This is a genomic window from Streptomyces sp. NPDC002499 (genome assembly GCF_053595415.1).
This window is the reverse complement of sequence record NZ_JBSFXO010000016.1, coordinates 296684-318204: the sequence shown is the minus strand read 5'-3', so window position 1 is coordinate 318204 and position 21521 is coordinate 296684. Positions and strand designations below refer to the sequence as shown.

Here is a 21521-nt window from a genome sequence, read left to right as displayed (position 1 = left end):
TGGTTACTGATGTAGTCAACGGGGTGCGTGTTACAAACATTCCCTACGCTAAGGAAATTTTTCGAACGGCTAATTACTGACCGGTAAGAGACTCTCAAGGTGCACACAGGAGACTGACCGGGACCGGTTGTGTTCGCAGCGTGACCGCCGGGACAATGGAGGCAATGAGAGACGACGACCTGACGGCGCTAGGCGCCCGTATCGACCGCACGAACGAGCTGCTGAGACGCATGCTCGCCGAGGTGGCGAAGACACCCTCGACCCATGCGATCTTCGTCGACGCGGGCTACCTGTACGCGGCCGCGGGACGACTCGTCGCCGGCACGGAGGACCGCCGCTCCTTCGACCTCGACGCCGAGGGCCTGATCGAGGCGCTCATCGACAAGGCACGCACGATCTTCGCGGACAGCAGGCTGCTGCGGGTCTACTGGTACGACGGCGCCCGACGCCGCATCCATACCGCCGAGCAGCAGTCCATCGCTGAACTCCCGGACGTGAAGGTCCGGTTGGGCAACCTGAACGCCAACAACCAGCAGAAGGGCGTCGATTCACTCATCCGTACCGACCTCGAATCCCTCGCCCGGCACCGCGCCATCAGCGACGCGGCCCTGCTGGGCGGCGACGAGGACCTGGTGTCGGCGGTCGAGGCGGCGCAGGGGTACGGGGCCCGGGTCCACCTGTGGGGCATCGAGGCCCCCGAGGGCCGCAACCAGGCCGAGCCCCTCCTCTGGGAGGTCGACAGCCAACGCACCTTCGACCTCGACTTCTTCAAGCCGTACGTCGCCCGCCGCGCCGCCCCCGCCTACGAGACCACGGCGACCCGGCCCACCCGCGAGGACGTCCGCTTCGTCGGCGCCCAGATCGCGGCGAAGTGGCTGGCCGCGCGGGGGCGCGAGGCGTTGGTGGAACTGCTGCCGGGACACCCGTACCTGCCGGGCTCGGTCGACCAGGATCTGCTGGTCGAGGCGGAGGGCCTTCTCCAGTACTCGTTGCGCGGACAGGCCGATCTGCGACGGGCGCTGCGCGACGGGTTCTGGGAGCACTTGCAGACGCAGTACTAGGGTTCGTCTTCAAAGATCGTTAGGTGATGGATCATGGTGGCTTGATCTGCCGGAACGCTACGGGCCATGGCAGACCGTCTGCACCCGCTTCCGCCGCTATGCCCTCGACGCCGTGTTCACCCGAGCACTGCGGCAGAGCCAGGCCCAGGCGGACGCGGCCGGTGGCATCGACTGGCTCGTCCAGATCGACTCCACCATCGTCCGGGCCCACCAGCACGCAGCCGCTGCGGGCGAAAAGAGGGAAGCACCGGCAGGACGAACTGGACGATCACGCCCTCGGCCGGTCCCGAGGAGGGCTGTCTACCTGCGGCGACGCGGCATCGCGCACAGGCTCAAGGGCTTCCGCGGCACAGCCACCAGGTACGACAAGACCGCCACCTCCTACGAAGCAGCGATCGCACTCGCCTCGTTCCTGCTCTGGGCAAGATCTCTTTGACGGGCGGTCGTCAGAGCCCAAGGCCACCCGCGACCGAGACTGGCCCTAGATGTCCAAGGCCGGCCTGCACTCGCTGACCCAGCACCTGGCGATGGATCTCGCCTCCCACGGCATCCGAGTCAACGCCGTCGCCCCTGCCGTCGTACGCACCCCGATCTATGAGGAGTTCATCCCCAAGTCCGACGTCGACTCCGCGCTCGACGGCTTCAACTACGCGGCGATCTCGCGGACGACATCCCAGAACGCGTCGGTGCCGGGCGCTTCGGCGTGCGCGAGCAGGGCACGCCGAACCGCGCGCGCGTGAGCGGGACGGGCCGCGGCGAGAGCGGCCCGGCCTTCGTCCGTCGCGATGATCAGTACGCGTCTGCCGGGTCCGATCTCGCGTTCCACGAGCGCGCGTTCGGCCATCCGGGAGAGTTGCCGGGACAGTCGGGCGCGTTTCCAGTCCAGCATGATTCCGAGGTCCTGCTGAGGCATACGGCCGTCACCGTTCTCGATCACCCGGGAGAGCACGGCGAAGTCGGCCGCGGACAGTCCGGCCGCGCTGTGGATCTCGCGGGCGACCTCGGCGAGCACTGCGTCGTTCGCCCGTTTCCAGGCGACCCAACGCGCCATCTCGGAATCATTGAGGGGCTGCGTCATGGGGCCACCGTATCGGCAGGTTGCTGTGTAAACGGGTATCGGGTGCAGCGCGAACCCCGTTTGCATGCAATGGCGTTGCCAGGCGGCTCGGGCAGGCCAAAGCCCCGTTCCTGTCCGGACTGCCGCGGCTTCTGACGGTCTCGCGGCTCTCCGAACGGGGGACCACGGTGGCCTCCTGGCACCAGGTGCACGTTCTGCACGTCGCCCAGTGCTACGCCAAGCCCGGGAGCTCACGCGTTTGCCGTGCGGGCATGGCGGAGCAGGGCTTCGACGGCCCGGTCGACGTCGGCCTCGTCGGTGGCCCAGTCCGAGACCGAGATGCGCATCAGGCGCTCACCCCGATAGGTCGTACCGGTGAAGAACGCCGTTCCCTCGGCGCGGACCGCCGCCATGACGGTCTCGGCCAGGCGCCCGTGATCGCCGTCGAGGGCCCGCCACCGCACGAGGACCTGGTTCGAGGCGATCTCGTTGACGATTTCCGCCTGCCCGCTGGCCTGGAGAGCCTGTGCGAACCGGCGGGCCAGTGCTGTGACCCGGTCGACCAGCTCGGTGAGTCCGTCCCGGCCCAGAGCGCGGAGAGTCGCGTAGACCTGCACTCCGCGGGCGCGACGGGAGAATTCCGGGCCCCAGTCGAACGGGTCGCGGGCGCCCGTGTCCTGTTCGAGGTAGGACGCGGTCACGCTCATCGCGGCCCGGTGGGCAGCCGCGTTGCGGCAGAGGGCGATGCCGCAGTCGTAGGCGACGTTCAGGAGTTTGTGGCCGTCCGTCGACCACGAGTCCAGGCGTTCCAGCCCTCGGACCCGGTCGGCCATGGCGGGTGAGGCCGCGGCCAGCAGCATGACGGCGCCGTCGACATGGACCCAGGTCGGGTTTCCGGCTGCTCGGTGCGCGTCCGCCAGGTCGGCCACTGCCGAGAAGTCGTCAAAGGCGCCGGTGTTGACGTTTCCGCACTCCACGGCCATGATCGTCGGTCCGTGGATCGCGGCCAGTGCCTCCCGGAGCAGGTCCGGCCGGACACGGTCCTCGGAGTCGCAGGCCACGGTGACGACGGCCTGCTCGCCCAGGCCCAGGAAGCGCAGTGCACGCAGGACGGTGGCGTGGGCGCCTGCCTTCACCACCACGGTCAGCGGCGGCGCTCCACGCAGACCGCGCGCCTCGACGTCCCAGCCGACCTCCCGGAACACCTCGTGCCGGGCCGCGGCCAGGCAGGTGAAGTTCGCCATCTGCCCTCCGGTGACGAATCCCACCGAGCTCCGGGTCGGCAGGCCCAGCAGATCCACCAGCCACTGTGCCGCCAGTTCCTCGGCCACTGCCACGCCTGGCGCGCCGGCGAACATCGGCGCGTTCTGGTCCCACGCCGACACGAGGACCTCGGCGCCGAGCGCGGCCGGGTGAAGCCCGCCCACGACGAAGCCGAAGTAGCGTCCGCCGGCCTGACCGGTGATGTACGGCTCCATGTCACGGGCGAGTTCCCGCACGACCTGCTCCGCCGCGACACCGCCCGCTGTCGGAGGTCGGTCCAGCACCGAGAGGATCGCCTCGTGATCGGCCGCCGAGGGCAGGACCGGCCGGTCGGGAAGTGCTTGCAGGTGTTCCAGTGCCGCACGCGTCGCGGTGTCCAGCACCGACGTCCAGTCCACTTGTCGCATCAGGTCTCCATCCGTCTTCCGGGCCCCGGCGGGCCAGGCTTTCCTCTTGGGTCCGGCTGCAACGAGTCCTGGCGCGCAGGCCGCCGTCATCGTTTCCCATCACATGTGGGAGGCCGCAGACAGATCGGCCGAGCTCCGGATCTTCCAAATGAGGGATCACGTCACGGCATCACCCTACGTCCGAGTTGCTATGTAAACACATGCGGTCCATAGTGATTTACATGGCAACTCAAGACAAGCGCGCAGTGCTCATCACCGGCGGCGGCGCCGGTATCGGTCTCGGACTGGCTCAGCGGTATCTCGCCGCGGGCCACCGCGTCATGATCACCGCCCGCGGCGCCGACCGACTGGCTACGGCGGCCGGCCGTCTGCCCGGCATCGAGACCTTCCGCAACGACATCGCCGCCCCAGAGGAGCGGCAACGCCTCGCCGACCATGTCCGGCAGGTGATGCCCGAGCTGGACGTGGTGATCAACAACGCCGGCATCCAGCGACGCGTCGGCATCGCCTCGGACCGAGCCCCCTGGGCCGAGGCGCAGAACGAGATCGACATCCTGCTCGCCGCGCCGGTCCACCTCGGCCGCCTGCTCGTGCCGCACCTGCTGGCCCATGGCCGCCCCAGCCTGCTGATAAACGTCACCTCCGGCGGAGCCTTCTTCCCACAGCCGTTCGCTCCCCTCTACAGCGCGTCCAAGGCAGCGCTGCACAGCTACACCGTGAACCTGCGCCACGCCCTCAAAGCCACCCAGGTGCGTGTGGTCGAGCTGATCCCCCCGGCCGTGGCCACCCAACTCGCCGGACCTGGCCAGGCACACGGCGCCGATCTGGACGAATACTGCGACACCGTCTTCCCCCTCCTGGACGGCTCCCACGCGGAGGTCGGCTTCGGCGGCACCGCAACAGCGGACTTCGTCGCACAACGCGCCGCCGAGCAAAGCATCTTCGATGCCATGGCCGAGCGCCGGCCGGTGCCCGTCTTCGGGCTCGACGGCCAGGTCACGGACTAGTCCTCACTGCCCCGTACTGAAGGGCTGCCGCTCCTCGGGGAGGAGTCAAGTCCACGCTTGAAGACCAAACACGCACACATCTACCGTGATGACTTGACGATCACGCACATACGCATGGCTCGGTCTTCCACACGAGGTCGTCCCGTGGCCGCCCGCGGTATCAGTGGGTCACGTAACTCCCATTCGCGGTCGGTGAGTTCATGGCTCCGTATCAAGCCACCATGATCCATCACCTAACGATCTTTGAAGACGGACGCTGGTACTGGCTTCCAGTGGTGACCGGTACTGGTTTCTGCTGGTGCGCCCGGAATCAGCGGACGCCGTCCCAGAAGTCCGCGAAGGCGCGGGCCGTTTCCTCGGGGCGGTCGGTGTTGGGGGAGTGCTCGGCACCCTGGACGACCGTCCGACGGGCGCGCAGCCGCAGGGCCATCTCGTCGAGCAGCGTCACCGGCCAGGTGTCGTCACGCGCACCCGACAGGACGTGGAACGGCAGTGGTACGGCGGCCAGTTCGGCCACGCGATCCGGCTCGACGCACAACTGGCGTCCCGTGGCGATGAGTTGGGCGGGCTTGTTGCCCAACCAGCGGCGCCGCAGGTCTTCCTGGTCGTCGAGACCGTCGTCCAGCCCGCCCGCTTCCGTCTCCTCCGGCGGCTGCGGTTCCATGGCCTGGATCGCCTCCCACACCTCGGCCAGGGTCATCACGGCCAGCGCGTCCCGCAGCAGCTTCACGCGCTGCTGCTGCGAGGAGGAGATCTGGGCCGGACCGGAGGCCATGAGGGTCAGTGACCGGAAGGGCGAGTGGTCCAGGAGGACGGCGGCACGGGCGATCTGACCGCCGAGCGAGTGCCCGACCAGATGCACGGGCCCATCGTGGACGGCAGCGGCCTGGGCGAGCACGTCCCGCGCCAACTCCTCCTGCGCGTACGCCGATTCGTCATCCGCCGGCCCGTCTGACTCGTACTGTCCTCGCCCGTCCACGGCGACCGTCCGGTACCCGCGCGCCGCGAGCCGCTCGTGCAGCGGATTGAAGTCCTCCTTGCTGCCGGTGAACCCGGGCAGCATCAACGCCACACCCCGCGGCTCGACACCGGCGGCCACGGGTGCGTCGACAACGGCGAACTCTCCGCGCGCGGTGCGCAACGAGTACGCGCGGGCGCCGGGAGGCGGGGTGAAGGACGGAGGCCTGCTCATACGCCGAGGCTATCTGGCGGGTGTGACGGGGAGGGGGTCGGGCTGGTTCACGGGGGGTGTCCGGGGGTGGGGTGGAGGGGGGCTGGTCGAGGTGGGGCGGAGGGGGATGGTCGAGGTGGGCTGGGCTGGGCGGGGTGGCCGGGGTGGGGCGCGATTGGGCTCGGCGGATGTCCGGGGTGGGGTGGAGGGGGATGGTCGAGGTGGGCTGGGCTGGGCAGGGTGGCCGAGGTGGGGCGGGATTGGGCTCGGCGGGGCGGAAATCTCTCGGGGTGGAAATCCATCGGGTGGGAACCCCGGCGGGGTGGGCGGTGTACCAGAAGTGTCATGCGGTTCGGGGCGGACCGCGGCGGTGCGAGCGGGAGGGGGCGATCGGGGTGGAGCGAGCCGGGTGGGCGCGGAGTCGGAGCACGGGCGGGCCGAGGAGAGCGCGGTTCCCGACGAGGGCGTGGGCCGAAACGCCGACGGCCCGGCCCACAGGACGTGGGACGGGCCGTCGGGGAGAGTGCGCGGTCAGCTGTCCGCGGGCTCCGTGGCTGTGGCGGTCGCCTTGCGGGTACGCCGTACCGTCTTGGGCTTTGCCTCGGTCGGCTCCGGGACGGTCTCGGCGGTCGCCGCGGCCTTCCGGGTACGACGCGGCTTGGTCGCCGGCTCCTCCACGGACTGGGCCGGGATGTCGGCCGTGACGGCCGCCGCGGTCTTGCGGGTGCGGCGGGCCTTGGGCTTGGTCTCCGTGCCCTCCGCCGTGTCCACGACGGTCTCGGCAGCGGCGGCGACCTTGCGGGTGCGGCGCGGCTTGACCTCGGCCGGCGCCTCGATGACCTCGGCGGTCTCCGGGGCGGCGGTCACGGCCTTGCGGGTGCGGCGGACCTTGGGCTTGGCCTCGGTGGCCTCGGCCGTGTCCACGACGGCCTCGGCGGTCGCCGCGGCCTTCCGGGTACGGCGCGGCTTCGCCTCGGCCAGCTCCGTGACCTCCGCCACCGCCACCGCTTCCACGGGCTCGGCGGTCTTGCGGGTGCGGCGGGCCCTGGGCTTCGTCTCCGTGGCCTCCGCCGTGTCCACGGCGGTCTCGGCGGCAGCGGCGGCCTTGCGGGTGCGGCGCGGCTTGGCCTCGGCCAGTTCGATGACGTCGGCGACCTCGGTGGTCTCCGCGGCGACGGCCGGCTCGGCGGCCTTGCGGGTGCGGCGAGCCCTCGGCTTGGTCTCCACCGCTTCCACCGTGTCCACGGCGGTCTCGGCGGCAGCGGCGACCTTGCGCGTACGACGACGCGGGGCGGCGGGAGCCTCCGGCTCCGTCACGGTGACCGGGGTCGCCACGACGACCGGAGCTTCCACGACAACCGGAGCCGCTACTGCGACGGCGGCCTGCGTGGCCTCCACCGGCGTCTCCGCGGACCGGCGGGTCCGGCGGCGGCGCGACTTCGACGCGGTCTCAGGGGCGTCCAGGGCGGGGCCCTCCGCCGTGGTGACCGCGGCCTCGGCGGCCTCGGTCGGTACGGCCGCGACAGCCGTCACCGGCTCCGACGCACCGTTACGGGTACGGCGCCGACGACGCGGGGTACGCGTGCCGGTGGCCTCCTCGGCCTCGGGCACGGCGGACACCGGAGCGGTCGTGGCGGTCGCACCGTCCAGCGGCGTTCCGTTGCGCGTTCGACGACGGCTGCGGGGCGTACGCGCGGGACGCTCGCGGTCGCCGGAGCGGGACTCGTTCCGGTCACCCCGATCGCCGCGGTCACGGTCGCCTCGTCCGTCACGGTCGTTTCGACCGCCGCGGCCGCGCGGGCCGCCACGGCCGCCCGTCTCGCCCAGGTCCTCGAGCACCTCCGCCTCTAGACCGGCGCGGGTGCGCTCGGCCCGGGGCAGGACACCCTTGGTGCCCGCGGGGATGTTCAGTTCCTCGAAGAGGTGCGGGGACGTGGAGTACGTCTCCGGCGGGTCGTTGAAACCGAGGTCCAGCGCCTTGTTGATGAGCTGCCAGCGCGGGATGTCGTCCCAGTCGACGAGGGTGATCGCGATGCCCTTGGCACCCGCGCGACCGGTACGGCCGATGCGGTGCAGGTACGTCTTCTCGTCCTCGGGGGACTGGTAGTTGATGACGTGCGTCACGCCCTCGACGTCGATGCCGCGGGCGGCGACGTCGGTGCAGACGAGCACGTCCACCTTGCCGTTGCGGAAGGCGCGCAGCGCCTGCTCGCGGGCGCCCTGGCCGAGGTCGCCGTGGACCGCGCCGGCGGCGAAACCGCGCTGCTTGAGCTGGTCGGCGAGGTCGGCCGCGGTGCGCTTGGTGCGGCAGAAGACCATGACCAGGCCCCGGCCGTCGGCCTGGAGGATGCGCGAGACCAGCTCGGGCTTGTCCATGTTGTGCGCGCGGTAGATGTGCTGCGCGGTGTTCGCCACCGTCGCGCCCGCGTCGTCCGGCGCGGTGGCGCGGATGTGCGTGGGCTGCGACATGTAGCGGCGGGCCAGGCCGATGACCGCACCCGGCATGGTCGCCGAGAACAGCATGGTCTGGCGCTTGGCCGGCAGGAAGTTGATGATCTTCTCGACGTCGGGCAGGAAGCCCAGGTCGAGCATCTCGTCGGCCTCGTCCAGGACGAGCGCCTTGATGTGCTTGAGGTTGAGCTTCTTCTGGCCCGCGAGGTCGAGCAGTCGGCCCGGGGTGCCGACGATGACGTCGGTGCCCTTCCGAAGGGCCTCGACCTGGGGCTCGTAGGCCCGGCCGCCGTAGATCGCGGTCACGCGTACGTTGCGGACCTTGCCCGCGGTCAGCAGGTCGTTGGTGACCTGCGTGCAGAGCTCGCGCGTGGGGACGACGACGAGCGCCTGCGGGGCGTCGGTGAGGGCCTCGGGCTTGGCGCGGCCGGCCTCTACGTCGGCCGGGACGGTGACGCGCTCGAGGAGCGGAAGGCCGAAGCCCAGCGTCTTGCCGGTGCCGGTCTTGGCCTGGCCGATGACGTCCGTGCCCGAGAGGGCTACGGGGAGGGTCATCTCCTGGATGGGGAAGGGAGTGATGATGCCGACGGCTTCAAGCGCCTCGGCGGTCTCGGGAAGGATTCCGAGATCTCTGAACGTCGTAGTCAGGGTTTTGCCTCTTCTGTGTGCGCGGCGCGAGGCGAGCGAAGGGGTCGTTGACGGACCGTGCCGGGGACGTCGGCTGCCTTACGGACATCGGGCCGCAGGGCACGGGACCTCTGCCGACGCTCTAGCGCTCGTACCGCTGAGGGTTCCCTCCGTACTCCGTGCGCAGAGTGCGCACGGCCCAGAGGGCTGTCAGGTCGGAGCCGATCGGGCCACCGACCGGGCATCCTCAAACGTGCGGCCGCACGAGGTACGTCGTCGTTATGGACGTGCGTACTCAGCAGGCGCATTACCACCATACCCCGGAAACGTGCACACGCGATGGCCGAATTGGTCACGTAGTCGTCGTCACACTGATTGACCAGGGACTTCCGCCTCGCGGCGAGCGGGCTATTGTGCGCTTCATGACGACCTCTGACAAGCCTGACAACGCCTCCGACGCAACCGGGGAGACGACCGGAGAGGCGACTGCCGACGCCCCCGTCGAGCACACCGGGGTCGCCGCCCAGGACTGGGCGACGGCCGCCGCCGACCCGCAGTACCGTGCCGCGGTCGTCGACCTGCTCGGCGCGCTGGCCTACGGGGAGCTGGCCGCGTTCGAGCGGCTCGCGGAGGACGCCAAGCTGGCGCCGACGCTGGCGGACAAGGCGGAGCTGGCGAAGATGGCGTCGGCCGAGTTCCACCACTTCGAGAGGTTGCGGGACCGGCTCACGGAGATCGGCGAGGAGCCCACGCACGCGATGCAGCCGTTCGTCGCCGCGCTGGACGGGTTCCACCGGCAGACGGCGCCCTCGGACTGGCTGGAGGGGCTCGTCAAGGCGTACGTCGGTGACTCGATCGCGTCCGACTTCTACCGGGAGGTCGCCGCGCGGCTCGACACGGATTCGCGGGAACTGGTGCTGGCGGTTCTCGACGACACCGGGCACGCGGGGTTCGCGGTGGAGAAGGTGCGGGCCGCGATCGATGCGGAGCCGCGTGTGGGTGGGCGGCTCGCGTTGTGGGCTCGGCGGTTGATGGGGGAGGCGTTGTCGCAGTCCCAGCGGGTTGTCGCTGACAGGGATGCGTTGTCGACGATGCTTGTTGGTGGGGTCGCCGATGGGTTCGATCTTGCTGAGGTGGGGCGGATGTTCTCTCGGATCACTGAGGCGCACACGAAGCGGATGGCTGCGTTGGGGTTGGCTGCGTAGCGCTCTGTGGGGGTGGTTGCGGGGGGTTTCGCGGCTGCGGCCCGGTGGGGGCTGGTCGCGCAGTTCCCCGCGCCCCTAACTGCCTTAAAGCCAGGGCGACTTGTTTGCGCCGCCCGTCCCCTACCGCCTTACCGCCCTACGCCGGGGCTGAGCGCCTGCGGAGTCTGCGGCTCGGGCGCAGGAGCAGGGAGAGGGACGCGGCGGAGATTACTGCCGCGCCCAGGAGGATCACGAAGAGGTTGCCCGGGTCGAGGGCGCTGTGGGTGACGAAGGCGCCGAAGAGGGCGCCGGCGACGCCGGTGGCCAGGACCAGGGAACGGGTCGGTAGGCGGTGTGCCAGCCGATGGGATGTCACGGCCGCCAGCACCAGACCGAGAACGGCGGCGGCGAGCGCTTCCAACAACATCACGAGGGGTCCCTCCCACATGGCCTGCCTGCGCATCACGTTCGTAGGCCGTCATACCCGTGACCTGCGGAATGCAATCCTCCCCTGTGGATGACTTGTGCTCCGTTTGTGGAGAGGAGCAACAGGGAGAACAGCGGGGAGAACGGCAGAGGGGCCCGGCGACCGAAAGTCGCCGGGCCCCTCTGTTCGCGTGTGCCTAGAGCGCGCCGAAGCCCACCTTGCGCGGGGCCGCCTCACCCAGCTCGACGTAGGCGAGTCGCTCGGCCGGGACGAGGACCTTGCGGCCGTGCTCGTCCACGAGGGTCAGCAGCTGCGACTTCCCGGCCAGTGCCTCGGCCACGATCCGCTCGACCTCCTCGGCACTCTGACCGCTCTCCAGAACGATCTCGCGGGGCGCGTGCTGCACGCCGATCTTGACCTCCACGGCTATGTCCCTCCGACGGTCATGAAGTGCGCGACCTGTCCGCGCCCTACCCAGCACACATTAGCCCGGTGAGGGGACGTGCACGGTCCGCGCCCCAACGCCAGGAGCGAACAACGGACGGGAACAAACGGCCGCCCGGGGCCATGGTGGCGTCAGTGGTGCTGGTCGGTGCCGTGCAGCGGGAAGCCCGCGATACCGCGCCAGGCCAGCGAGGTCAGCAGCTGCACCGCCTGGTCACGCGGGACGCTGCGGTCGCTGTGCAGCCAGGAGCGGGCCACCACCTGGGCGAGCCCGCCGAGCCCGGAGGCCAGCAGCATCGACTCCGCCTGGGAGAGGCCGGTGTCCTCGGCGATGACCTCGCAGATCGCCTCGGCGCACTCGTTCGTGACCTTGTCCACGCGCTCGCGCACGGCGGGCTCGTTGGTCAGGTCCGACTCGAAGACCAGGCGGAAGGCGCCGCCGTCGTCCTCGACGTACGCGAAATAGGCGTCCATCGTCGCGCGCACGCGCTGCTTGTTGTCGGTCGTCGACGCGAGCGCCACGCGTACCGACTGGATCAGCGACTCGCAGTGCTGGTCGAGAAGTGCCAGGTAGAGGTCGAGCTTGCCGGGGAAGTGCTGGTAGAGCACCGGCTTGCTGACGCCCGCCCGCTCGGCGATGTCGTCCATCGCCGCCGCGTGGTAGCCCTGCGCCACGAACACTTCCTGCGCGGCGCCCAGCAGCTGGTTCCGTCGGGCACGGCGCGGCAGGCGCGTACCCCTCGGGCGCGCGGCCTCTGTCTGCTCGATGGCTGTCACGCCGCCTCCCAAAGTCGTCCTCTTGCGGTGAGCGCCGCGTCGCCATCGTACTTTTCGGTAACCGTGGTGTGCGCGGTGCGAGCGCAGAATTTCACGGACGGGACCGTGGTGATACCCGAAAAGGCGGTTTCGGACCTCTTCGATGTGGGCAAAAGAGCCTCTTCCGCCCGGTCAGGGGCCGTCGACTTCGTTGTCTTCGGTGGCAAGCGGTCGTCCTCAGCGGTAGTCGTCCTCGTCCAGCGAGACGACCCTGCGCTGTTCGATCAGGTCGGCCTCGGCCGCCCTGTCCTGATCGGCGTCCTCCAGCGGCTCGTCGCGGGCGGGCACGACATCGGCGTGCTGCTCCGCCGCGTCCGCCTCCGGTGCCTCCACGTCGATCGCCGTCGCTTCCTCGGCGCGCTCGTCCTGGAATGTCTCGGGATCGGTGGGGTCGATGGCCATGATGGGCTCCCTTCCTACGAATGTCCCCGGAAGAAGCAGGGGCTACAAGCGGGTGCCCTCTCCACGAGCGTAGGAGACACCGGATCCGGACGCTATGCGACCGTGCGCGCGATCTGTGACGGCGAACACACGAGCCCCTACGTGATCGTCTCGTAACATTGCCGCATGTCTTCGACCGAGCCGCCGTCCGTGCCGGCGTCCAATGTGCTCCCGAAGGTGTCTCCCGTCAGGGTCGCGGACGGCGAGCGGCTCAGATCGGTCGGGCTGCCGGGCATCACACTGACGATCCGTTCGCGACCCCCCGCGCGCGAAGGGCTGCCGCCCGCGCTCTACGTCCATGGCCTGGGCGGTTCCTCGCAGAACTGGTCGGTGCTGATGGAGCGCCTGGAGGGCGTCGTCGACGGCGAGGCCCTCGATCTGCCGGGCTTCGGCGACTCCCCGCCACCTGACGACGGCGACTACTCGATCACCGGGCACGCGCGCGCGGTGATCCGCTACCTCGACGCGGCCGGGCGCGGTCCCGTGCACCTCTTCGGCAACTCGCTCGGCGGCGCGGTCACCACGCGCGTCGCGGCGCTCCGGCCCGACCTGGTGCGCACGCTGACCCTCGTGTCGCCGGCGCTGCCCGAGATCCGCGTGCAGCGCAGCGCCGTGCCCACGGTGCTGATGGCGCTGCCCGGGGTGACCGGGCTGTTCACCCGGCTCACCCGGGAGTGGACGGCGGAGCAGCGCGTCCACGGCGTTCTGACGTTGTGTTACGGCGACCCCGGCATGGTGACGCCGGAAGGACTCCACGACGCCGTGGAGGAGATGGAGCGGCGGCTCCAACTGCCGTACTTCTGGGACGCGATGACCCGTTCCGCGCGCGGGATCGTCAACGCGTACACGCTGGGCGGCCAGCACGGGCTGTGGCGCCAGGCCGAACGCGTCCTCGCGCCCACCCTGCTCGTCTACGGTGGCCGGGACCAGCTCGTCGGCTACCGCATGGCACGCAAGGCAGCCCGCACCTTCCGCGACTCCCGCCTGCTGAGCCTGCCGGACGCGGGGCACGTGGCGATGATGGAGTACCCGGAGCTGGTGGCCCGCAGCTTCTGCGAACTCCTCGCCGATACGGGGGAGTCGGTGCCCTCCGACGCGCGGGGCGACTTGGCCGGTGGGGCCTCTGGTGCCTACGGTGCTGGTGTCGCCGACGACTCGTCAGTCGCCGGGCGCGGCGACGGTGGCGTCAAGGACGACGTCGCCGGCGAGAGCGCGAAACCCGAGCGCTCCAGGACTGTGGGTTCGAGGACGGGGCGTGCGAAGGTGGCCGGCGAGGGTGACGGAGTCGGCGAGAGCGCGAGGAGCTGAGGGGGGACGTGGGACGCCACAGCCGTCGCGGTATCGCCAAGGGCGAGGCCGCCGACAGCGCGGGGCGAGGTGCTCGGACGGCGCGATCGGAGTCCGGGGCCGGGTCCGCGGCTGCCGCGGGCGGGGAGTCGAGTGCGGCTTCCCGGCAGGGGCAGCAGCAGGATCGGCAACGGGAACAGGGGCAGCGGCAGTGGCCGGGTTCGGCTTCGGCTTCGGAGTCCGGGGCGGGTCCGCGCTGGGTGCCCGGCTTCGGTGCGGTGCCTCAGGTGCCCGGGCCTCGGCGCGGGGACGGTCCGGTTCCTGGCGCGGCTCCCGGAGCGTGGCAGCAGGGCGGCCGGCCTCAGCAAGGACAGCGGCAGGGGCAGCAACAGCAGCACCAACAGCAGCAGGGACAACAACAGGGACCGTGGCAGGGCTCGGGCGGTCCGGGCGGTCGGAGCGGAGCGGCACGGATGGCTGACGGGACGCCGGCACACGGCTTTCCGAGGGCCGCCGACGGGACGCCCGCGCGCGGGGTACCGCGCCTTCCCGATGGCACGCCCGCGCGTGGAGTGCCCTTCTTCCCGGACGGGACGCCTGCGCACGGTTTCCCTCGGCTTCCGGATGGCACGCCCGCGCATGGTTTTCCTCGCCTTCCCGACGGCACACCGGCGCACGGATTTCCCCGGCTTCCGGACGGCACCCCCGCCCATGGTTTTCCTCGGCTTCCCGACGGCACCCCCGCGCGTGGAGTGCCTCGGCTTCCCGACGGGACTCCCGCGCATGGTTTCCCCCAGGTACGTGGGGGGCACCCGCAGCAGCGTGAATCCGGTGGCGGGTGGGGCGAGTTGAGGGGCGCGGGTCCGGCGGGGCCCGGTACTGCGGCGCCGCGGCGGCGACAGGCGCCCTCGGGCGGTGCGCGGCAGGACTACGTCGACGCCTTCGGTGAGAACGACGACGTCTTCGCCCCGCGCGGCCGGACCGCGACGGACCTCTACGACTCCGGCACCGAGTGGGACCGCCGCACCGGCGTCGGTGTCCCCTCCGAGACCGACGTCGACGACCAGGGCGTGCCGCCGACCGGCGTGCCCGCGACGGCCAAGGGCGGCAAGGGGCGGGCCTTCACCGGTATCGCGGCCGCGGCCGTCGTCACCGTGCTGGCCGTCGTCGTCGCCGGCCAGGTCGCGGACGGACGTGACGACGAGGGCGTACGGACGCAGGCGGCCACGGATCAGGGGCGGGACGCCCGGGACTCGTCCTCGCGCGGGGACGGGCGGCCGACGCCGTCCTCGTCGCCGAGCGTGGCGACGCTGACGTACACGCAGAAGATGGACAAGAAGTACCCGCTGAGCGCCAAGCTCAAGGGGTCGGGGAAGTTCGACGCGATCCCGGGGATCGCCAAGGCGCCCGGCAAGGGGCAGAAGTACACGTATCGCGTGGACGTGGAGCAGGGGCTCGGTCTCGACGGGGAGCTGTTCGCCGCCGCTGTGCAGAAGACGCTCAACGACGACCGGAGCTGGGCGCACAACGGCGCCCGCACCTTCGAGCGCGTCTACTCCGGTGAGCCGGACTTCGTGATCACGCTCGCCAGCCCCGGTACGACCGCCGAGTGGTGCGCCAAGTCCGGTCTGGACACCACCGAGGACAACGTCTCCTGCGACTCGGCCGCCACCGAACGAGTGATGATCAACGCATACAGATGGGCACAGGGGTCGACGACCTACGGTGACGAGATTCATGCCTACCGGCAGATGTTGATCAACCATGAGGTCGGTCACCGGCTGGGCTACCACCACGTGACCTGTGACAAGAACGGCCAGCTCGCGCCGGTGATGCAGCAGCAGACGAAGTTCCTGGACCATGACGGGATCCACTGTCTGCCCAACCCCTGGGCGTACCCCGGAAGTTGACGCGCAGGGTGACCGGTGGTGCTTATGTCACATTGACATGCGTTGATCGGTCATACATATTGCTGCGCATGTGGTCTAGTCAATCCGTCGAGAACAGCGCCGCCATCGAGCTGGCGCTCATCGGCGTGACCCCGCTCTGCGTGGCCGACATCCACTGTCGCTGACGTTCGCCCCTGGGCGTTCGCGTCGCGATCTCTTCTCTCCGCCGTGACCCGGTCACGGCCTCTCGACGACCTGACGCCCGGGCAGACGTCTGTTCACTTTCGTCTCACCCCTTGTCAATCCGTCTCACCATTCGAGCCATGCGGTTCGAGCCACCCGAGAGGTCGTCATTCCGATGCGTCAACCGTCCGTAAACAGCCGCAGAGTGCTCGCGGCATCCGTAGGCCTGGTTCTGGCAGCGGGTGTCGCCGCCTGCGGACCGGACGACAACGATGCCAAGGGCTCCGGCGGCGGTGACTCCACGCCGCACAAGGGCGGCACGCTCACGGTCCTGAACTCCGACCCGCAGCAGGACTTCGACCCGGCCCGCCTCTACACCTCGGGCGGCGGCAACGTCCCGTCCCTGGTCTTCCGTACGCTCACCACCCGCAACCGCGAGAACGGCGCGGCCGGTGCCAAGGTCGTCCCGGACCTCGCCACCGACACCGGGCGCCCCAACAAGGACGCGACCGAGTGGACGTACACCCTGAAGAAGGGCCTCAAGTACGAGGACGGTACGGCGATCACGTCCGCCGACATCAAGTACGGCATCGAGCGGTCCTTCGCGCCCGAGCTGTCCGGTGGCGCGCCCTACCTGCGGGACTGGCTGGTCGGCGCGGCCGACTACCAGGGGCCCTACAAGGACAAGAAGGGCCTGTCGGCGATCGAGACGCCGGACAGCCGGACCATCGTGTTCCACCTGAACAAGCCCGAGGGCGAGTTCCCGTACCTGGCCACGCAGACGCAGACCACGCCCGTCCCCAAGGCCAAGGACACCGGCACGAAGTACGAGGAGCACCCGGTCTCGTCCGGCCCCTACAAGGTCGTCACGAACGAGAACGACGGTGAGCACCTCGTCCTGGAGCGCAACACGTACTGGTCGGCCTCGGTCGACGACGAGCGCAAGGCGTACCCGGACAAGATCGACGTACGGTCGGGGCTCGACTCCTCCGTGATCAACCAGCGGCTGTCGGCGTCCCAAGGGGCGGACGCGACCGCGGTCACCACGGACACCAACCTCGGCCCGGCCGAGCTCGCCAAGGTGTCCGGCGACAAGGAACTGGCCGCGCGCGTGGGCACCGGGCACTTCGGCTACACGAACTACATCGCCTTCAACCCGACGGTGAAGCCGTTCGACGACGCCAAGGTGCGCGAGGCGGTCTCGTACGCCATCGACCGCTCGTCCGTGATCAACGCGGCGGGTGGCTCGGCGCTGGCCGAGTCCGCGACGACCTTCCTGCCGAACCAGAAGTCCTTCGGCTACACGCCGTACGACCTCTTCCCGGCGGGGGCGACCGGCAACGCGGCCAAGGCCAAGGAGCTGCTGAAGGAGGCCGGTTACCCGAAGGGGCTCACCGTCACGCTGACGCACTCCAACAGCAAGGACTTCGAGACCAGCCCCGAGATCGCGACCGCGATACAGGACGCGCTCAAGAAGGCCGGCATCACGGTCAAGCTCCAGGGCCTGGAGGACAACGACTACCGGGACAAGATCCACAACGTGAAGACCGAGCCCGGCTTCTTCCTCGCCCACTGGGGTGCCGACTGGCCCTCCGGCGGTCCCTTCCTCGCCCCGATCTTCGACGGCCGACAGATCGTCAAGGATGGATCCAACTTCAACAACGGCCTGTTGAACGACAAGTCGGTCAATGCAGAGATTGACGCGATCAACAAGTTGACCGATCTTGACGCTGCCGCCAAGAGGTGGGGTGCACTGGACAAGAAGATCGGCGAGCAGGCGCTCACCGTGCCGCTGTTCCACCCCGTCTACAAGCGACTGGTCGGCCAGGACATCAAGAACGTCGTGATCAGCGACTGGACCGGTGTGCTGGACATCTCGCAGGTCGCGGTCAAGTAGCGCCGTGAGCGAGGCACTTGTCGCCGCCGAGACCCCCGGGACGGGCATCGAACCCGTCCCGGGGGTCTCGGGGGCCCGTCAGTTCTGGCGGCGGCTGCGCACGCAGCGCGCCGCCCTCGTCGCGGCGGCCGTCGTCGCGCTCCTGGTCCTGGTTGCGCTCGCCGCGCCGCTGCTCACGGCGATCGAGGGCCAGGACCCGACCACCTACCACCCCTCGCTCATCGACTCCGCGCGCGGCGGCGTGCCGATCGGGTCGTTCGGCGGGATCAGCGGCGACCACTGGCTGGGTCTCGAACCGCAGACCGGGCGCGATCTGTTCGCGCGGCTGGTCTACGGCGCCCGCGTCTCCCTGGGGGTCGCGTTCGCCGCGACCGTGATCCAGGTCCTCGTGGGTGTCGTGATGGGCATTGCGTCCGCGCTCGGCAGTGGATGGGTTGATCAACTGTTGAGCCGGATCACGGACATCTTTGTCGCCATGCCCTTGATGATCATGGCGTTGGCACTGCTCGCGATCGTCCCTTCGAGCTTCCCGCGGCCCGTGCTGGTCACCCTGGTCATCGGGTTCATCGCGTGGGGCAACATCGCGAAGATCGTGCGCGCCCAGACGCTCACCCTCAAGGGGCTCGACTACGTCTCCGCCGCCCGGCTCAGCGGCTGGGGCACCTGGCGGATCGCCCGCAGGGAACTGCTGCCAGGGCTCGCCGCGCCGGTCATCACCTACGCGGCGATCCTCATGCCGGTCAACATCAGCGTCGAGGCGGCCCTGTCCTTCCTCGGCGTCGGCGTGAAGCCGCCGACACCGTCGTGGGGACAGATGCTCACCGCGGCCGACGTCTGGTATCAGGCGGCCCCGCAGTACCTGCTGCTCCCGGCCGGCTCGCTGTTCGTCACCGTGCTCGCGCTCACCGTCCTCGGCGACGGTGTCCGCACCGCCCTCGACCCGCGCGCTGCGTCTCGCCTGAGCGTCGGCACGGGCCGCAAGCGCGAGGCGAAGGCAGGCAAGGCGGAGGGCGTGGTCGGCAAGACGGAGGGCGCGGCAGGCAAGGGTGCGTCCGAGGCCGGCCAGGCTGCGACCGCGTCCGAGGCCGGTAAGGAGGGCCCCGCATGAGCGGCTTCGGAGGCTTCGTCCTGCGTCGCGCCGTCGGCACCGTGGTGACCCTGCTGGCCATCTCGGTGATCGTCTACGTCGTCTTCTACGCCACCCCCGGCAACGTCGCCCAGATCACCTGCGGTCCGCGCTGCTCCCCGGAGCAGGTGCACCAGGTCGCCCAGCAACTCAAGCTCGACGACCCGCTGTACGTGCGCTACTGGCACTTCCTGCTGGGTCTGGTCGCCGGCCAGGACTACTCCACGGGCACCTCGGTGGAGCACTGCTCGGCGCCCTGCCTCGGGCTCTCGTACCAGAGCGACCAGCAGGTCATGGACATCATCCTGACCAAGCTCCCGGTGAGCCTCTCGCTGGTGCTCGGCGCGATGGTCCTGTGGCTGATCCTCGGCGTCGGCACCGGTGTGCTCTCCGCCTGGCGGCGCGGCCGGTTCACCGAGCGGCTGCTGACCGCCCTGACCCTGGCCGGCTGGGCCACCCCGGTCTTCGTCATCGGCCTCGTCCTGATGATCGTCGTCTGCGGCGAACTGCAACTCCTGCCCTTCCCGCAGTACGTGAAGTTCACCGACGACCCCGAACAGTGGGCGTGGAACCTCCTGCTGCCCTGGCTCTCGCTCGCCCTCATCGAGGCCGCGGCCTTCGCCCGGATGACCAGGGCGTCGATGCTGGAGACGCTGGCCGAGGACCACATCCGCACCTTCCGGGCCTACGGCGTCGCCGAGCGGACGATCGTCGGACGGCACGCCCTGCGCGGCGCGCTGGCCCCTGTCATCGCCCTCAACGCCAACAACGTCGGCTCGGCGATCGGCGGCGCGGTCCTCACCGAGACCCTCTTCGGCCTCCCCGGCATCGGCCAGGAACTCGTCCACGCCGTCGACGTGGTCGATCTGCCGGTCGTCGTCGGCATGGTCCTGGTCATCGGGTTCTTCGTGGTCCTCGCCAACGCCGTCGCGGACGTGCTGTACGCGCTGGCCGACCGACGGGTGGTACTGACGTGAGTGCGGGTGGTACCGATGTGAGTCCGGGTGGTCCTGAGGTGAGTCCGGGTGGTGCTGACGTGAATCTCGTCCAAGTCACGGATCTGTCCGTCGAGTTCGGCGACCTGCGGGCCGTCGACGGCCTCTCCTTCAGCCTGAGGCAAGGGGCCGCGGTCGCCCTGGTCGGCGAGTCCGGCTCCGGCAAGTCCACCGTCGCCTCGGCCCTGCTCGGGCTGCACCGCGGCACGGGCGCACGGGTCGGCGGCTCGATCGAGGTGGCCGGCGTCGACGTACAGAAGGCGTCCGAGGACGAACTGCGGCGGCTGCGCGGTGCGAAGGCCGCGATGGTCTTCCAGGACCCGTTGTCCTCGCTCGACCCGTACTACGCGATCGGTGACCAGATCGCCGAGGTGTACCGCGTGCACACGCGCGTGTCTCGGCGAGCGGCACGCGCGCGTGCCGTGGAGGTGCTGGACCGGGTGGGAATTCCGGACGCACAGCGCCGGTCGCGGTCCCGCCCGCACGAGTTCAGCGGCGGCATGCGTCAGCGCGCGCTCATCGCGATGGCGCTCGCCTGTGAGCCCGACCTGTTGATCGCCGACGAGCCGACCACCGCGCTCGACGTCACCGTCCAGGCCCAGATCCTCGACCTGCTGCACACGTTGCGCGAGGAGACCGGCATGGGGCTGCTGCTCGTCACGCACGACGTGGGCGTCGCCGCCGAGAGCGTCGACGACGTGCTCGTCATGCGGCACGGGCGCGTGGTGGAACACGGGGCGATCGCCGACGTCCTGGGGGCGCCCGTCCAGCCGTACACACGTGAACTGCTGGCTGCGGTCCCGCGCGTGGACGCGCCACGAGCACCTTCGCAGCCCTCGGAGGAGGTCGTCCTGGAGGCCGTCGGGCTCAGGCGTGAATTCGGGCGCGGGAAGCGGGCGTTCACGGCCGTGGACGACGTGTCGCTGACGATCCGGCGGGGCGAGACCGTCGGGATCGTGGGTGAGAGCGGCAGCGGCAAGACGACCCTCGGGCGGATGCTGGTCGGGCTGCTGGAGCCGACGGCGGGGGAGGTTCGATACGAGGGCCACGCGCGCGTGGGTGTGCGGCCGGCCGTGCAGATGGTCTTCCAGGACCCCGTCTCCTCCCTCAACCCCCGCCGCAGCGTGGGCGAGTCGATAGCCGACCCGCTGCGCGCGCGTGGCGAGCGGGACGAGAAGCGGATCAGGGGGCGCGTGACGGAACTGCTGGAGCGCGTGGGACTCGAAGGGGCGCACTACGACCGCTACCCGCACGAGTTCAGCGGGGGCCAGCGCCAGCGCGTGGGCATCGCGCGGGCGCTGGCGGCCGACCCGCGCGTGATCGTCTGCGACGAGCCCGTCTCCGCGCTGGACGTGACCACCCAGGCCCAGGTGGTGGCTCTGCTCGGCGAGTTGCAGCGCGAACTCGGACTCGCGCTCGTCTTCATCGCGCACGACCTCGCCGTCGTGCGGCAGGTGAGCGACCGGGTCGCGGTGATGCGCCGCGGCCGGATCGTCGAGTCCGGCCCGGCCGACGAGGTGTACGACAACCCTCAAGACCCGTACACCAAACAGCTCCTGGCCGCCGTACCGGCACTGGACCCGCAGGTCGCGGCCCGGCGGCGGGCCGCGCGACGAGAGCTGGCCGCCGCTTGACGAGAGCTGGCCGCTGCCTGACGGAACGTAACTGCTTGATCCCTTAGCGCGATCGAACGCGATCCGCACGGGAAAGTTACGACCGTTCACCCCTTCTGGTGGCGCGACGGACAACCGTCCGTCGCGCCACCGCCTTGTCCGCATACGTTCGTCC

Annotated in this window: 19 protein-coding genes; 11 read left to right on the top strand and 8 right to left on the bottom strand. The window is 70.1% G+C overall.

Features of this window, described 5'->3' with window-relative positions; all coding sequences use genetic code 11:
* Positions 1–155: 155 nt before the first annotated feature.
* Together ACWD5F_RS40195 and ACWD5F_RS40190 are read left to right on the top strand one after the other, a co-directional pair.
* On the top strand, positions 156–1061 hold the full coding sequence (locus ACWD5F_RS40195; RefSeq protein WP_401713162.1) for an NYN domain-containing protein: 906 nt from the start codon (positions 156–158) through the stop codon (positions 1059–1061).
* Positions 1062–1546: 485 nt separating this feature from the next.
* Complete coding sequence (locus ACWD5F_RS40190) at positions 1547–1801, top strand: SDR family oxidoreductase (protein ID WP_451261155.1); 255 nt, start codon at positions 1547–1549, stop codon at positions 1799–1801.
* On the opposite strand, the gene ACWD5F_RS40185 is transcribed toward ACWD5F_RS40190, so the two are convergent.
* Both ACWD5F_RS40185 and ACWD5F_RS40180 read right to left on the bottom strand, forming a co-directional pair.
* Positions 1708–2139, bottom strand: coding sequence for a MarR family winged helix-turn-helix transcriptional regulator (locus ACWD5F_RS40185; RefSeq protein WP_451261154.1), 432 nt, complete (start codon positions 2137–2139; stop codon positions 1708–1710). The two genes, ACWD5F_RS40190 and ACWD5F_RS40185, sit on opposite strands and share 94 nt — an antisense overlap.
* 230 nt (positions 2140–2369) lie before the next feature.
* Positions 2370–3788: a pyridoxal phosphate-dependent decarboxylase family protein gene (locus ACWD5F_RS40180; protein ID WP_451261153.1), complete on the bottom strand. Its 1419-nt coding sequence runs from the start codon at positions 3786–3788 to the stop codon at positions 2370–2372.
* Positions 3789–4009: 221 nt separating this feature from the next.
* Between ACWD5F_RS40180 and ACWD5F_RS40175 the strand changes: the two genes are divergently transcribed.
* On the top strand, positions 4010–4795 hold the full coding sequence (locus tag ACWD5F_RS40175; protein ID WP_451261152.1) for an SDR family NAD(P)-dependent oxidoreductase: 786 nt from the start codon (positions 4010–4012) through the stop codon (positions 4793–4795).
* A gap of 310 nt (positions 4796–5105) precedes the next feature.
* Here ACWD5F_RS40175 and ACWD5F_RS40170 read toward each other — a convergent pair whose 3' ends face one another.
* Both ACWD5F_RS40170 and ACWD5F_RS40165 read right to left on the bottom strand, forming a co-directional pair.
* A complete protein-coding gene (locus ACWD5F_RS40170; protein ID WP_451261151.1) occupies positions 5106–5987 on the bottom strand; it encodes an alpha/beta fold hydrolase in 882 nt (293 codons plus the stop codon).
* A gap of 510 nt (positions 5988–6497) precedes the next feature.
* Positions 6498–8972, bottom strand: a complete 2475-nt coding sequence (locus ACWD5F_RS40165) for a DEAD/DEAH box helicase (RefSeq protein WP_451261150.1) — start codon at positions 8970–8972, stop codon at positions 6498–6500.
* 494 nt (positions 8973–9466) lie between these two features.
* Between ACWD5F_RS40165 and ACWD5F_RS40160 the strand changes: the two genes are divergently transcribed.
* Positions 9467–10249 carry a ferritin-like fold-containing protein gene (locus ACWD5F_RS40160; RefSeq protein WP_451261149.1) on the top strand — a complete coding sequence of 261 codons (783 nt, stop codon included), beginning with the start codon at positions 9467–9469 and terminating at the stop codon, positions 10247–10249.
* Positions 10250–10385: 136 nt separating this feature from the next.
* Here ACWD5F_RS40160 and ACWD5F_RS40155 read toward each other — a convergent pair whose 3' ends face one another.
* From ACWD5F_RS40155 to ACWD5F_RS40140, 4 genes are all read right to left on the bottom strand, one after another.
* Positions 10386–10655: a hypothetical protein gene (locus ACWD5F_RS40155; RefSeq protein WP_451261175.1), complete on the bottom strand. Its 270-nt coding sequence runs from the start codon at positions 10653–10655 to the stop codon at positions 10386–10388.
* A 196-nt stretch (positions 10656–10851) separates the two neighbouring features.
* Complete coding sequence (locus ACWD5F_RS40150; protein WP_123997903.1) at positions 10852–11079, bottom strand: DUF3107 domain-containing protein; 228 nt, start codon at positions 11077–11079, stop codon at positions 10852–10854.
* Positions 11080–11231: 152 nt separating this feature from the next.
* Positions 11232–11876 carry a TetR/AcrR family transcriptional regulator gene (locus ACWD5F_RS40145; RefSeq protein WP_123997902.1) on the bottom strand — a complete coding sequence of 215 codons (645 nt, stop codon included), beginning with the start codon at positions 11874–11876 and terminating at the stop codon, positions 11232–11234.
* Positions 11877–12092: 216 nt separating this feature from the next.
* Positions 12093–12317 carry a hypothetical protein gene (locus ACWD5F_RS40140; protein ID WP_451261148.1) on the bottom strand — a complete coding sequence of 75 codons (225 nt, stop codon included), beginning with the start codon at positions 12315–12317 and terminating at the stop codon, positions 12093–12095.
* Positions 12318–12482: 165 nt separating this feature from the next.
* Between ACWD5F_RS40140 and ACWD5F_RS40135 the strand changes: the two genes are divergently transcribed.
* From ACWD5F_RS40135 to ACWD5F_RS40105, 7 genes are all read left to right on the top strand, one after another.
* Complete coding sequence (locus tag ACWD5F_RS40135; RefSeq protein WP_451261147.1) at positions 12483–13664, top strand: alpha/beta fold hydrolase; 1182 nt, start codon at positions 12483–12485, stop codon at positions 13662–13664.
* A gap of 452 nt (positions 13665–14116) precedes the next feature.
* Positions 14117–15553, top strand: a complete 1437-nt coding sequence (locus tag ACWD5F_RS40130; RefSeq protein ID WP_451261146.1) for a DUF3152 domain-containing protein — start codon at positions 14117–14119, stop codon at positions 15551–15553.
* A 68-nt stretch (positions 15554–15621) separates the two neighbouring features.
* Complete coding sequence (locus ACWD5F_RS40125; RefSeq protein ID WP_401713139.1) at positions 15622–15717, top strand: Ms4533A family Cys-rich leader peptide; 96 nt, start codon at positions 15622–15624, stop codon at positions 15715–15717.
* A 173-nt stretch (positions 15718–15890) separates the two neighbouring features.
* Positions 15891–17612: an ABC transporter substrate-binding protein gene (locus ACWD5F_RS40120; RefSeq protein WP_451261145.1), complete on the top strand. Its 1722-nt coding sequence runs from the start codon at positions 15891–15893 to the stop codon at positions 17610–17612.
* 4 nt (positions 17613–17616) lie between these two features.
* Positions 17617–18720, top strand: coding sequence for an ABC transporter permease (locus tag ACWD5F_RS40115; RefSeq protein ID WP_451261144.1), 1104 nt, complete (start codon positions 17617–17619; stop codon positions 18718–18720).
* Complete coding sequence (locus ACWD5F_RS40110; protein WP_450352765.1) at positions 18717–19715, top strand: ABC transporter permease; 999 nt, start codon at positions 18717–18719, stop codon at positions 19713–19715. Before ACWD5F_RS40115 ends, ACWD5F_RS40110 begins: the two co-directional genes overlap by 4 nt.
* 59 nt (positions 19716–19774) lie before the next feature.
* Positions 19775–21367 (top strand): dipeptide ABC transporter ATP-binding protein, encoded by a 1593-nt coding sequence (locus ACWD5F_RS40105; RefSeq protein ID WP_451261143.1) that lies wholly within the window; start codon positions 19775–19777, stop codon positions 21365–21367.
* Positions 21368–21521: the final 154 nt, after the last annotated feature.